This window comes from Pseudomonas sp. OG7 (assembly GCF_014192825.1).
GTDB classification, from domain to species: domain Bacteria; phylum Pseudomonadota; class Gammaproteobacteria; order Pseudomonadales; family Pseudomonadaceae; genus Aquipseudomonas; species Aquipseudomonas monteilii.
Genome location: NZ_JACHYK010000006.1, coordinates 112,543 through 125,526 on the forward strand (window position 1 = coordinate 112,543; position 12,984 = coordinate 125,526).

General features: G+C 61.4%; 13 protein-coding genes. 6 read left to right on the top strand and 7 right to left on the bottom strand.

What is annotated here, in order from left to right:
* The first annotated feature begins 101 nt into the window (after positions 1 to 101).
* Positions 102 to 2,522: an endopeptidase La gene (gene lon, locus FHW75_RS16035; RefSeq protein WP_019097220.1), complete on the top strand. Its 2,421-nt coding sequence runs from the start codon at positions 102 to 104 to the stop codon at positions 2,520 to 2,522.
* 107 nt (positions 2,523 to 2,629) lie between these two features.
* A complete protein-coding gene (locus tag FHW75_RS16040; protein ID WP_019097221.1) occupies positions 2,630 to 3,022 on the top strand; it encodes a protease inhibitor I42 family protein in 393 nt (130 codons plus the stop codon).
* A gap of 6 nt (positions 3,023 to 3,028) precedes the next feature.
* Here FHW75_RS16040 and FHW75_RS16045 read toward each other — a convergent pair whose 3' ends face one another.
* Together FHW75_RS16045 and FHW75_RS16050 are read right to left on the bottom strand one after the other, a co-directional pair.
* On the bottom strand, positions 3,029 to 3,964 hold the full coding sequence (locus FHW75_RS16045) for an alpha-xenorhabdolysin family binary toxin subunit B (protein ID WP_025754584.1): 936 nt from the start codon (positions 3,962 to 3,964) through the stop codon (positions 3,029 to 3,031).
* Position 3,965: 1 nt separating this feature from the next.
* Complete coding sequence (locus FHW75_RS16050) at positions 3,966 to 5,156, bottom strand: alpha-xenorhabdolysin family binary toxin subunit A (protein WP_025754585.1); 1,191 nt, start codon at positions 5,154 to 5,156, stop codon at positions 3,966 to 3,968.
* A gap of 210 nt (positions 5,157 to 5,366) precedes the next feature.
* On the opposite strand from FHW75_RS16050, the gene cmoA reads away from it, so the two are divergent.
* Both cmoA and cmoB read left to right on the top strand, forming a co-directional pair.
* Positions 5,367 to 6,110, top strand: a complete 744-nt coding sequence (gene cmoA, locus FHW75_RS16055; protein ID WP_019097224.1) for a carboxy-S-adenosyl-L-methionine synthase CmoA — start codon at positions 5,367 to 5,369, stop codon at positions 6,108 to 6,110.
* A complete protein-coding gene (gene cmoB / locus FHW75_RS16060) occupies positions 6,107 to 7,063 on the top strand; it encodes a tRNA 5-methoxyuridine(34)/uridine 5-oxyacetic acid(34) synthase CmoB (RefSeq protein WP_019097225.1) in 957 nt (318 codons plus the stop codon). The genes cmoA and cmoB overlap by 4 nt, the downstream gene beginning before the upstream one ends.
* A 68-nt stretch (positions 7,064 to 7,131) precedes the next feature.
* On the opposite strand, the gene FHW75_RS16065 is transcribed toward cmoB, so the two are convergent.
* Complete coding sequence (locus tag FHW75_RS16065; protein ID WP_009684756.1) at positions 7,132 to 7,335, bottom strand: hypothetical protein; 204 nt, start codon at positions 7,333 to 7,335, stop codon at positions 7,132 to 7,134.
* 239 nt (positions 7,336 to 7,574) lie between these two features.
* Between FHW75_RS16065 and FHW75_RS16070 the strand changes: the two genes are divergently transcribed.
* Both FHW75_RS16070 and FHW75_RS16075 read left to right on the top strand, forming a co-directional pair.
* The gene (locus FHW75_RS16070; protein WP_003258489.1) at positions 7,575 to 8,249 is read left to right on the top strand and encodes a heavy metal response regulator transcription factor; all 675 of its coding nucleotides are present in this window, start codon (positions 7,575 to 7,577) and stop codon (positions 8,247 to 8,249) included.
* Positions 8,246 to 9,628 (top strand): heavy metal sensor histidine kinase, encoded by a 1,383-nt coding sequence (locus FHW75_RS16075; RefSeq protein WP_027615408.1) that lies wholly within the window; start codon positions 8,246 to 8,248, stop codon positions 9,626 to 9,628. Before FHW75_RS16070 ends, FHW75_RS16075 begins: the two co-directional genes overlap by 4 nt.
* Before the next feature lie 66 nt (positions 9,629 to 9,694).
* On the opposite strand, the gene pdxJ is transcribed toward FHW75_RS16075, so the two are convergent.
* From pdxJ to rnc, 4 genes are all read right to left on the bottom strand, one after another.
* On the bottom strand, positions 9,695 to 10,417 hold the full coding sequence (pdxJ, locus tag FHW75_RS16080) for a pyridoxine 5'-phosphate synthase (RefSeq protein WP_202607098.1): 723 nt from the start codon (positions 10,415 to 10,417) through the stop codon (positions 9,695 to 9,697).
* Positions 10,418 to 10,478: 61 nt separating this feature from the next.
* Entirely contained in the window at positions 10,479 to 11,162 is a 684-nt protein-coding gene (recO, locus tag FHW75_RS16085; RefSeq protein ID WP_025754587.1) for a DNA repair protein RecO, read from the bottom strand.
* A 124-nt stretch (positions 11,163 to 11,286) separates the two neighbouring features.
* Positions 11,287 to 12,189 carry a GTPase Era gene (gene era / locus FHW75_RS16090; protein WP_016498176.1) on the bottom strand — a complete coding sequence of 301 codons (903 nt, stop codon included), beginning with the start codon at positions 12,187 to 12,189 and terminating at the stop codon, positions 11,287 to 11,289.
* Positions 12,182 to 12,871 (bottom strand): ribonuclease III, encoded by a 690-nt coding sequence (rnc, locus tag FHW75_RS16095; RefSeq protein WP_016713699.1) that lies wholly within the window; start codon positions 12,869 to 12,871, stop codon positions 12,182 to 12,184. The genes era and rnc overlap by 8 nt, the downstream gene beginning before the upstream one ends.
* Positions 12,872 to 12,984 lie beyond the last annotated feature (113 nt).

Sequence of the window (12,984 nt, forward strand, 5' to 3'; positions counted from 1 at the left end):
GCCAACCAAAGATGAAAGCCCTGCCTGCTGCCTTCGTCTACCATTGAAACCCATCCCACCCTGCCCCATCTAAGCACCATAGTCATTCACGCAGGTGCCCCATGAGCGACCAGCAGGATTTCCCGGAACACCCCGACGAACACAGCGAAGTCGAACACACCACCACGCAGGCCGAAACCGGCCATGCCCTCGCCCTGCCCGGCCAGCAGCTGCCGGACAAGGTCTACGTGATCCCGATCCACAACCGCCCGTTCTTCCCGGCCCAGGTACTGCCGGTCATCGTCAACGAAGAACCTTGGGCCGAAACCCTCGACCTGGTGGCCAAGTCGCCGGACCACTGCCTGGCACTGTTCTTCATGGACACCCCGCCAGAAGACCACCGCCACTTCGACACCGCCGCGCTGCCGCAGTACGGCACGCTGGTCAAGGTGCACCATGCCAGCCGTGAAAACGGCAAGCTGCAGTTCGTTGCCCAGGGCCTGACCCGGGTACGCATCCGCACCTGGCTCAAGCACCACCGCCCGCCCTACCTGGTTGAAGTCGAATACCCGCGCCAGCCTGCCGAGCCCACCGACGAGGTCAAGGCCTACGGCATGGCGTTGATCAACGCGATCAAAGAGCTGCTGCCGCTCAACCCGTTGTACAGCGAAGAGTTGAAGAACTACCTCAATCGCTTCAGCCCCAACGACCCGTCGCCGCTCACCGACTTCGCCGCCGCGCTCACCTCGGCCACCGGCAACCAGTTGCAGGAAGTGCTCGACTGCGCGCCCATGCTCAAACGCATGGAAAAGGTGCTGCCAATGCTGCGCAAAGAGGTGGAAGTCGCGCGCCTGCAGAACGAGATCTCGGCCGAGGTCAACCGGCAGATCGGCGAACATCAGCGCGAGTTCTTCCTGAAGGAACAGCTCAAGGTCATTCAGCAAGAGCTGGGCCTGACCAAGGACGACCGCAGTGCCGACCTCGAACAGTTCGAGCAGCGCCTGGAAGGCAAGACCTTGCCCCCCCAGGCAAGCAAGCGCATCGATGAAGAGATGGGCAAGCTGGCCATTCTCGAAACTGGCTCGCCCGAGTACGCCGTCACCCGCAATTACCTCGAATGGGCCACCGCCCTGCCGTGGGGTGTTTACGGCAAGGACAAGCTCGACCTCAAGCATGCGCGCAAGGTCCTCGACCAGTACCATGCCGGCCTCGACGACATCAAGGAGCGCATCCTCGAATTCCTCGCCGTAGGGGCCTGGAAAGGCGAAATCAGCGGCTCGATCGTGCTGCTGGTCGGCCCGCCCGGGGTGGGCAAGACCAGCATCGGCAAGTCCATCGCCGAATCGCTTGGCCGGCCGTTCTACCGCTTCAGCGTCGGCGGCATGCGTGACGAGGCCGAGATCAAGGGCCATCGCCGGACCTACATCGGCGCCCAGCCCGGCAAGCTGGTGCAAGCCCTGAAAGACGTCGAAGTGATGAACCCGGTGATCATGCTCGACGAAATCGACAAGATGGGCCAGAGCTACCAGGGCGACCCGGCTTCAGCGCTGCTGGAAACCCTCGACCCGGAGCAGAACGTCGACTTCCTCGACCACTACCTCGACCTGCGCCTGGACCTGTCCAAGGTGCTGTTCGTGTGCACTGCCAACACCCTCGACTCGATCCCCGGCCCATTGCTCGACCGCATGGAAGTGATCCGCCTGTCCGGCTATATCACCGAGGAAAAGCTGGCCATCGCCAAACGCCACCTGTGGCCCAAGCAACTGGAAAAGGCCGGCGTGGCCAGGACCAGCCTCAGCATCAGCGACAGCGCCCTGCGCATGGTGATCGAAGGCTACGCCCGCGAAGCCGGCGTGCGCCAGCTGGAGAAGCAACTGGGCAAGCTGGTGCGCAAGTCCGTGGTCAAATTGATGGAAGACCCTGAAGCCAGACTGAAGATCGGCACCAAGGACCTGGAGACCGCGCTGGGCACGCCGGTGTTCCGCAGCGAGCAGGTACTGGCTGGCAAAGGCGTGATCACGGGCCTGGCCTGGACCAGCATGGGTGGCGCCACGCTGCCGATCGAGGCTACCCGCATTCACACCCTCAACCGTGGCTTCAAGCTGACGGGCAAGCTGGGTGACGTGATGAAGGAGTCGGCCGAAATTGCCTACAGCTATGTCAGCTCCAACCTCAGGCAGTTTGGCGGTGACCCAGGCTTCTTCAACGAAGCGTTCATCCACCTGCATGTACCTGAAGGGGCCACGCCCAAAGACGGCCCGAGCGCGGGCATCACCATGGCAAGTGCCCTGCTGTCGCTGGCCCGCGACCAGGCGCCGAAAAAAGGCGTGGCCATGACCGGCGAGCTGACCCTCACCGGCCAGGTACTACCGATTGGTGGTGTGCGCGAGAAGGTGATTGCGGCGCGGCGGCAGAAAATCTTCGAGCTGATCTTGCCAGAGCCTAACCGAGGGGACTTCGAAGAACTGCCGGACTATTTGCGCGAAGGCCTGACGGTTCACTTCGCCAAGCGCTTTGCCGATGTGGCCAAGGTCCTGTTCTAACCTGCACCGGCCTCTTCACGGCTTCAGCCGCGAAGAGGCCGGCACTGACAACACAAAACCCAGCAGCATCGGTTATCCTCGGGCCATCGCCAGCCCCCGGAGCCAACATGACCGCCCCTCGTCTGCTCGTTCCCCTGAGCTTCGCCCTGCTTTCTGCCTGCGCCCAGCACCCCGCACAGCCCGTCGAACTGGATGCCGAGAGTGAATGCCCAACCCGGCTGCAGGTAGGCCAGGCACTCACCCTGAGCTTGCCCAGCAACCCGTCCACCGGCTATCGCTGGCGTGTCGAAAACCCAGCCTCAAGCGTACTGCGTAGCCTCGGCCCGGAGGTATACAGCGCCCCCGAAGAAGAAGACGTGGTCGGCAGCGCCGGTGTTTCCACCTGGCGCTTCCAGGCCAGCAGCACAGGAGACGCCCAATTGGTGCTGGTCTACCAGCAGCCGTGGGCCGCAGACGTCGCCCCGGTGCAAACCTTCGACTGCAAGATTATCGTCCGCTGAGCACGATCAACTGCGGTCATACGCCATCTGCACGACCTTGAGGTAGTCACAGAGGTCTTTCAGCGCGGCCGTGGCAGCATCCAGGCCCATCGTCGCGTTGAGCTTCACGGCCTGAGCCTGCCACTCCAGTTCAACCTTGCGCAGTTCGTGCAGCCACGCGTTCTTGAGTGGTTCAAGGCCAGACAACGCCGTGATCGCCTCCCGCTCACCCTGCGCACTCTGCAAGGCTCGCTGCAGCTGCCGCTGGTCGCCCAGCGCTTCCTCTATTTTTGCATCAAGCCTGGTGCGTACCTTGCTCAAGTCGCTGAACGTCTTGGCACCCTCCAGTGCATCAGCATGCTTGGTCAACTTGCCAGTCATAGCCTTCAACAGGCTGGCATCGACCTTCGGGTCCGTGATCAACCCGATGACCTGGTCAATGTCATCATCACTCGGGATCAAGCCCTTCAGTGCACTGGCAACGGACGGCCTTTCGAACAATTCGATAGCCTGGCCAATATCTGCCCGCTGCTGGCGCAATTGGGCCAATCGTTGATCGAAGGCTAACGCCTGGCTCTGGAGGCTGACGATTCGTTTGTCCAGTTCCGCTAACGGCTCTACCAACGCAGACAGTGTGAAAAGTTCCAACCGCAGATTCTGCCTGGACAACAGTGAATGAAGCTGGCTTAAACGGCTTAGCACACTGGCAAGCCGGTAATGGGTATCGCCCCCCAGTTTGCTCGGAATGAAATCGCGGTCCTCCAGCAAAACGATAGCGCCTATGAGGCTCTCCTTGAAGGCGCGCTCGACACTCAGCAACAATGTACGCAGTTCACCCAATTGCTCACGCGCCCCGGGTAACACGTTCATGTCCCAGCTTTGTATCAGGTGGAATACCTGATCTTGCACGGTTTGCATCTGGACGAAATCCGGCAGGGTCGCATTCACGTTGGTCACGTCCATGTCAAACGTCCTCATATTCTTCAATCAATTCATTAAATAACTCAGACAATGTGTGGCAGATATTGCCTATCTTGCTCCACGGTTTGATAACCTCAGCGAAATCGTGAACAAACGATTCAAGTTGAGTGAGGGTGCTCAGCTCTTTGGCTTCGTTCACGGAGTTATTGGCGTACGAGGCCAGAAACAGCCATACGTCTGCCAGGCGGCGGGTCGCTGCCGACAGGTCCTTGCACCTGAACTGCAGGTCCCTGACCAATGTCGAGATACGCTCGAAGTCGCTCAGCGCGGGGGCCATCCTGCCCAGTGCATCCGCCAGTTCTTTACGCTCTTCGATCAACGCGTTTTTTCTGGCCCGGATCTTTTCTGCCTTGTCACCGAACACACCGCCGGTGATGACCAGGCCAATCGGCCCCAGCAAGATACCTGTGAACGCGTAGCCCACATTGGCATCGTACTCGGACTTCAACTGGTCAATCTGTTCGTCCCACTGATCCAGCTGCCGCCGTTTCATCAGAATGTCTTCATGGGAAACTTTCTCGTCGAAGTGTTTCAACAACCGTACCATTCGCGGCTTGAGCTCGCGTTTGATCTCACTGTTAAACCAGTTGGCACGTGCGTCGACGTCATCGATTCGCCGGCGAGTGCCTTCAATTTCCCTGACCAGTTCGTTGATGCCAAGTGTCAGCACACTGGCGATCTGCGCTTGATCCTCTTCACTCAGTTCCAACGTATAAACATCATCGCCCTGCTCGGTCTGTCGCTGCTTGATTGCCACAAAGACATCACTGTTTTCAAGATGCGCAAGCAGGCTGGCGCCACGCTGTACCAGGCTTTCAGCGAACAGCTCAATTTCAGGGCCCAGTTGCTTGATGCTGCGTTCCAGTATGTCCCACTCGTACACATGTCTGTGCAGCGCCGTATACAGCTCATGAACCATCGAGGCGTCAAGGCCGAGTGCCGCATAATCGACTTCGCGTTCGATTTCGGCTCGCGTGTGTGGCAACTGATTTACAGTATTGGCGTATCGCTTGATGACTTTCAGATTATCAGCCGTCAATAAACTGCCAACGTGTTGGCCACCCTCAAGTCGGTTCTCGATGAACGTAAAATAGCGTTCCGGCAACATCTTGACCTTGGACACCGGGTCCAGTTCATCTACGGTAACTTCTTCCCGCCCAGTATTGGCACTCATCACTTAACCCAATATCCTTTTTCAAATCCAGTCAACCTGCATTCGAAGTGTCCTTCTTCACCCGACTGAATTCATTCATCTTGATAACTTAGCACTGTGGGAAAGTTCACTGCTCCCGGTCTGAACGCTCCGACCCTGAAGCATTGCCATGGCAAGATGCGCGGCCTTTGGATAAAATGCGCCCCCGTTTCACCCTGTATCGAGCCTGCCGTGAGCAAACAACCCGACCGCCTCTTCTCCCAGCCCCTGGAGCAGGTGCCTGATTTCGTCTTCAACGAGGACGTGGTGCGTGTGTTCCCGGACATGATCAAGCGCTCGGTGCCCGGGTACCCGACCATCGTCGAGAACCTCGGTGTGCTGGCCGCACGTTTCGCCCAGCCAAATACCGCGCTGTACGACCTGGGTGCATCGCTGGGGGCAGTCACCCAGTCGCTGCGCCGCCATGTGCGCAGCGACGGCTGCCGGGTGATCGCGGTGGACAATTCCGCCGCCATGGTCGAGCGTTGCCGCCAGTACCTCACCGCCCAGGACTCGATGTTCCAGGAGCTGCTGCCGGTGCACGTGCTGGAGGCCGATATCCTTACCCTGCCCTTCGAGCCCGCCTCGGTAGTGGCGATGAACTTCACCCTGCAGTTCATCGCCCCCGACCAGCGTCTGGAACTGCTCGGCCGTATCCGCCAGGCACTGCTACCCGGTGGCGCGCTGATCCTCTCGGAAAAGCTGCGGTTCGCCGATGAGCAAGAGCAGGACCTGCTCAATGAACTGCACCTGGACTTCAAGCGGGCCAATGGCTACAGCGAACTGGAAATCGCCCAGAAGCGCAGCGCCATTGAAAACGTGATGCGCCCCGATACCCTCGAAGCCCACCAGGAGCGCCTGCGCGCCGCCGGTTTCTCGAAAGTGGTGCCTTGGTTCCAATGCCTTAACTTCGCCTCGCTGATAGCCCTGCCATGATCGATCTGTCCCCCCTCGTCCGCCGCCTGGCGGGCACGCCCCTGGCTTCCTGGTCGCAAGGCCTGCAAGCGCAACTGGAAGCCAAGCTGGAGAAAGGCCACGGTGACCTCGACCGCTGGCGTGGTGCGCTCGATGCCCTGCCCGCCCTGCAACCCAGCGATATCGACCTGGTCAACGGGCTGCGTCTGGACTGCGACTGCGACGACGCCACCCGTGCGCAAATGCGCCAGGCACTGATGGGCCTGTCGCCTTGGCGCAAAGGCCCGTTCGACCTGTTTGGCGTGCATGTGGATACCGAGTGGCATTCGGACTGGAAATGGTCTCGCGTTGCGCCGCACCTGGACCTCAAAGGCAAGCGTGTGCTCGACGTGGGCTGTGGCAACGGCTACTACCAGTGGCGCATGCTCGGTGCCGGGGCCGACATGGTGATCGGCGTCGACCCCAACTGGCTGTTCTTCTGCCAGTTCCAGGCCGTGCAGCAATACCTGCCGGAGCTGCCGGCGTGGCATCTGCCGTTCGCCCTGGAGGACCTTCCCGCCAACCTGGAAGGTTTCGACACGGTGTTTTCCATGGGCGTGTTCTACCACCGCCGCTCCCCCATCGAACACTTGCTGGCACTGAAAGACTGCCTGGTCAAAGGTGGCGAGCTAGTGCTGGAGACCCTGGTGATCGAAGGCGACGAAAACCAGGTACTGGTACCTGAAGACCGTTATGCGCAGATGCGCAACGTCTGGTACTTGCCATCGGTTCCCGCCCTGGAGCGCTGGTTGCGCCGTGCCGGTTTCAGCGATGTGCGTTGCGTCGATGTTTGCGTGACCAGCGTTGAGGAGCAGCGCAGCACCGAGTGGATGCGCTATCAGTCGCTGGGCGACTTCCTCGACCCGAACGACCACAGCAAGACCATCGAAGGCCTGCCGGCCCCACGCCGCGCCACCCTGCTGGCGCGCAAATAAAAAAGGCGCCCGATCGGGCGCCTGAATACACCTGCGCCGAGGAGCTGTCGCGCGCAGGTGCTGTTACCTCAGTCCTTGGCCACCTCGCGGGCCTTCTCTTGCGCCTTGCGCTCGCGTTCGGCAACGGCTTGTTGCTTGTCGCCGTGCAAGCGCTGCTGGTCTTCGCGGAAAGCTTGCCAGAACTGCCTGGAGCGTTCCGCACCGCCCTCGGCATAGACGCTGGCGCTGCCCAGGGCAAGGGTGGCCAACAGCAGGTATTTGGTCAGGTTCATCGTGGTTGCCTCGTGCTAACCGATCAGACACGGCCATCCTAGTGAGGGGAAACTAACAGCAAGGTGAGGCGGGGATTACAGTCCTGCAATCTGCGCAGAACAGACAGCCAGATAACCGCAGCATTACAAATCCGTTATCTGCGCCGCGATTCCCTTCTCATGCCGTAACATCCCGCCCCTTGACCCTGATGCCACTACAGGGTCGAGAATCGCCCACTTTCATCACACCGAGCCCCTTCATGCGCCTACTGATCATCGAGGACGAACTGCGTACCGCCGATTACCTGCAACAGGGCCTGCGCGAAAACGGCTACGTGGTCGACTGCGCCCATACCGGCACCGACGGCCTGCACTTGGCCCGCCAGCAGCCGTACGACCTGGTCATCCTCGACGTCAACCTGCCAGAGCTCGATGGCTGGACCGTGCTGCAGCGGCTGCGTGCCGAGTCGGCCACGCGCATCATGATGCTCACCGCTCACGGTCGTCTCGCCGACCGGGTCAAAGGCCTGGACCTGGGCGCCGATGACTACTTGCTCAAGCCCTTCGAGTTCCCCGAGTTGCTGGCCCGCATCCGCAGCCTGCTGCGCCGCAACGACCAGCAACTGCAGCCGAGCACCCTGCGCGTCGCCGACCTGGAGCTGGACCCCGGCCGCCACCGCGCCTACCGCGCCGGGCAACGCATCGACCTGACCGCCAAGGAGTTCGCGCTGCTACACCTGCTGATGCGTCAGACCGGCGAAGTGTTATCGCGCACACAGATCATCTCGTTGGTCTGGGACATGAATTTCGACTGCGACACCAACGTGGTCGAGGTCTCGATCCGGCGCCTGCGGGCGAAGATAGACGACCCGTTCGACAACAAGCTCATCCACACCCTGCGTGGCGTAGGCTATGTACTCGAGGCGCGCTTTTGAAAAACCCCAGCCTGTCGCTGCGCCTGGGCCTGAGCGTCACACTGATGGGCGCCGCACTCGTGCTGCTGCTTGCCTGCCTGGCGGTGTTCGCGCTGGATCACGAACTGGACAACCGCGCACGCAAAGACCTGGCGCGCAAGATGCTGCAGGTCGAGCACAACCTGCGCGTCGACCTGCGCAGCGAAGACCTGGGCAGCCGCGCCCACCCCCTGCTCGACCTGGTGATGGGGCATGACAACCTCAGCCTCAGCGTAATGGCCCTGGAGGGCCGCCACCCCCACCTGCTCAGCCTCGGCCCGGCTCTGGAGTCGCAGGTGGGCGATTTGCACACCGGTGCCCGCCTGCGCTTTCACGCCTGGCGCGACAGCAGCGGCAATCAGATCCTCACCGTGACTCGGCTGATGCGCCTGCGCGACAACACGCCGGTGAAGGTGATGATGTCGCTCAACCGCGGCGACGACAACGCCCTGCTGCAGGCTTACCTGCATTCCACTTTGCTCGCTTTGCCGCTGCTGCTGGTCTTGATTGGCGCGGGCGCCTGGTGGCTGATGCAACGCGGCCTGAAACCCCTGCGGCACTTCCGGCGCATTGCCGGGCAGGTATCGGCCCAGGACCTGCAGCATCGTTTGCCCGCCACCGGCTTGCCGCAGGAGCTGGCAGAACTGGCCAGCAGCATCAACGTCATGCTCGATCGCCTCGACCAAGGTATCAGCCAGTTGTCGCAGTTTTCCGATGATCTGGCCCATGAACTGCGCACCCCATTGAGCAACCTGATGGGCAAGGCGCAGGTGACCCTGGCCCGTGAGCGGGACAACGCCAACTACCGGGAAGTGCTGGAAGACAGCATCGAGGAACTGACGCGGCTCAACCGCATCATCAACGACATGCTGTTTCTCGCCCAGGTCAGCCAGCCTCAGGTGCAGATCGCGCTCAAACCGATGGCATTGGCCGGCGAGGCTGCAAGGGTGGCCGAGCTGTTTGCTTTCAGCGCCGAGGTGAAAGCCGTTGAATTGCGTGTTCAGGGGTGGGGCACGGCGCTGGGTGACCGGTTGATGTTCCAGCGGGCGTTGTCGAACCTGCTAAGCAATGCGATACGGCATGGCCCTGAGGGTGAGCCCATCGAACTGCGTATCGAACGGTATGGCAACGAAGTACGGCTATCTGTGGAGAACCAGGGCCCCGGCATTGCTGCCGAGCACCAGTCGCGCTTGTTCGAGCGGTTTTACCGGGTGGGCTCGGGGCGCTCGCGTCTGGAGGGCGGGACCGGGTTGGGGTTGGCGATCGTGAAGTCGATCATGCAGTTGCATGGTGGGCGGGTCGAAGTGAACAGCAGCCCCCTTGGGCCTACCCGCTTTACCCTGGTGTTTCCTGCCGAGTAATCGGCTGCTTGTACCGGCCTCTTCGCGGGCAAGCCCGCGAAGAGGCCGGTACAAGCGACCATCAAATCAGCGCGAAGCCGCCACGATCAGCGCCTTCATCTCGGCCACTGCGGCCTTGAAGCCAACGAACAGCGCATGCGCCACCAGCGCATGGCCAATGTTCAGCTCATTGATACCCTTGATCGCCGCCACCGCCTCAACGTTGTGGTAATGCAGCCCGTGACCGGCATTGACGATCAGCCCCTGCCCCACGCCAAAGGCCACGCCATCGACAATACGCTTGAGTTCCTCAGCCACTTCAGCCGGGGTTTCGGCATCGGCGTAACGCCCGGTGTGCAGCTCGACGGCCGGCGCGCCTACGCGACGTGACGCCTCGATCTGCCGCTCGTCAGCATCGATGAACAACGACACCTCGGCACCGGTGCGCGACAGGCGCTCCACGGCGGCCTTGATTCGCGCCTCTTGTCCCGCCACATCCAGGCCACCTTCGGTGGTCAACTCCTGACGGGTTTCGGGGACCAGGCAAATGTGCGCAGGGCGGATCTTCTCGGCAAAGGCCATCATCTCTTCGGTGACGCCCATCTCGAAGTTCATGCGCGTCTGCAGCACATCCTTGAGCAGCACCACGTCACGCTCCTGGATGTGCCGGCGGTCTTCGCGCAGGTGCACGGTAATGCCATCGGCACCCGCCTCTTCGGCGTCCAGAGCAGCCTTGACCGGATCAGGGTAACGCGTGCCCCGGGCCTGGCGCAGGGTCGCCACGTGGTCGATGTTTACGCCAAGAAGCATGCGGTTGCTGTGAGTCACGAAAGGCTCTCCTGAAGATTGAGCCCCACAGCATACGTCGTGATCAGCGCTTGCGAAACAGTTCCCGGCTGACCAGCGGTTTTGCGCCCAGGTGAACGGCCAATGCCTGGCGCATCAGGCGCTTGGCGGCGAGCAAAGCGCCTGGGGCGTTCCAATCGGCTTCGGCCAAGGCAATGAGCTCGGTGCCGCGGAACAGGCCGGGTTGCACCAGCTCGACCCGCTCCAGACCGGCATCCACGCGCAAACGGTAAAGGCCGTCGGCCACGATGGAGTGGTCGTTGACGTCATGGTTCAAGGAAAACGCATAACCGAGTTCGTCCAGCAGCCGCCATTCGAACGAACGCAGCAGCGGCTCCAGCGGGCGCCCGGCGGCCAAGGCTTGCAGGGTCAATGTGTAATGCTCGAACAGGGCCGGGAACGGCGCTTCAGCCGGCAGCAGGCGCATGAGCAGCTCGTTGAGGTACAAGCCGCTGAACAGGGCATCACCGTGTAGCCAAGCCGCAATCCCGGCGCTGTCCATGCGACCGACATTCTTCAGCTCGCCACGCCCGCGCAGCTCCACCTCCACCGGCACGAACGGCCGCACCAGGCTGCCGCCCTTGCCGCGCGCACGGCGCAGTACAGCGCGCATGCGGCCCTGCGGGGTGAAGAAGTCTACCAGCGCGCTGGTTTCCTTGTAGGCACGGCTGTGCAGCACATAGGCTGGCTGGCCGACGGGTTGTTCCATAAGTGATCTCTAAAAGCCACATGCAACTGTGGGAGCGGGTTCACCCGCGAATGCGCCAGTGAACCCACCATAGCATTCGCGGGTGAACCCGCTCCCACAGAGATACCTGAGCCGTCAGGTAGCCTTACAGGTCGCCGTAACCCAGCGAACGCAGGGCGCGCTCGTCGTCGGACCAGCCGCCTTTCACCTTGACCCACAGGTTGAGCATGACCTTGGAGTCGAACAGCACTTCCATGTCCTTGCGCGCCTCGGAGCCGATGCGCTTGATGCGCTCGCCCTTGTCGCCAATGATGATTTTCTTTTGACCATCACGCTCGACCAGAATCAGCGCATGAATGTGCAGCACATGGCCCTGTTGCTTGAATTCCTCGATCTCCACGGTGATCTGATACGGCAGTTCCGCACCCAGCTGGCGCATGATCTTCTCGCGCACCAGTTCGGCGGCCAGGAAACGGCTGCTGCGGTCAGTGATCTGGTCTTCCGGGAAGAAGTGATCGTTTTCAGGCAAGTGCTTGGCGATCTGTGCTTCCAGCGCTTCGAGGTTGTGACCCTGCTGCGCGGAGATCGGCATCACCTCGGCGTTAGGCAGTTGCTCCTGCAGCCACTGCAGGTGCGGAATCAACTCGGCCTTCTCTTCCATGCGGTCGGTCTTGTTGACCGCGATGATCAGCGGGCCAGTCACGTACTGCACGCGCTCCAGCACCAGTTGGTCCTCGTCGGTCCACTTGGTGCGGTCGACCACGAAAATCACCACGTCGACGTCCTTCAGGGCCGCCGAGGCGTTGCGGTTCATGTAGCGGTTCAGGGCCTTGTCGTTGGCCTTGTGCATACCCGGGGTATCGACGTAGATCGCCTGCACGTCACCCTCGGTCTTGATGCCGAGCATGTTGTGGCGGGTGGTCTGCGGCTTGCGCGAAGTAATCGCCAGCTTCTGGCCGAGGATGTGGTTGAGCAGGGTCGACTTGCCGACGTTGGGGCGGCCGACAATGGCGACGTAGCCGCAGCGGGTCGGGTTGTTATCAGTCATTGCCATTCTCCACGCCCAGGGCGATCAGTGCAGACGCGGCAGCTACTTGCTCGGCAATACGCCGGCTAACGCCCTGACCACGGCTCTTGTTGTTCAGCAGCACCACTTCGCATTCGACGAAGAACGTGCGGCAGTGCGGTTCACCCTGGATATCCACCACTTCGTAGCGCGGCAGCTCACAGCTGCGCGACTGCAGAAACTCTTGCAGGCGGGTTTTCGGGTCCTTGTTGGTATCGACCAGGGTCAAGCCCTCGAACTCATCGGCAAGCCAGGCCAGAACGCGCTCCCGTGCGGTTTCCATATCGGCGTCCAGGTAGATGGCACCGATCAGTGCCTCCAGGGCGTCGGCCAGGATCGACTCGCGACGGAAACCGCCGCTCTTGAGCTCACCCGAACCCAGGCGCAAATATTCGCCCAGGTCGAAACCACGGGCCAGCCGGGCCAGGGTTTCGCCCTTGACCAGCCGCGCACGCAGGCGTGACAGCTGGCCTTCACGGGCCTGCGGGAAACGCTCGAAAAGCGCTTCGCCGGCGACGAAGTTGAGAATGGCGTCACCGAGAAACTCCAGGCGCTCGTTGTTGCGCCCGGCATAGCTGCGATGGGTCAGCGCCAGGAGCATCTGGTCCTGGTTCTTGAAGGTATAACCGAGCTTTCGCTCCAGACGGGCAAGGGAAGCACTCATGCGGCCACCCGTTCGTTGTTCAACGCGTTGTTCAAATCAACATCCTGAAAGACTGTTTGGCTGTGGTTCGCCACGTGATGTGCGACGAATCTCCCGATCCCTGAGAACACAGC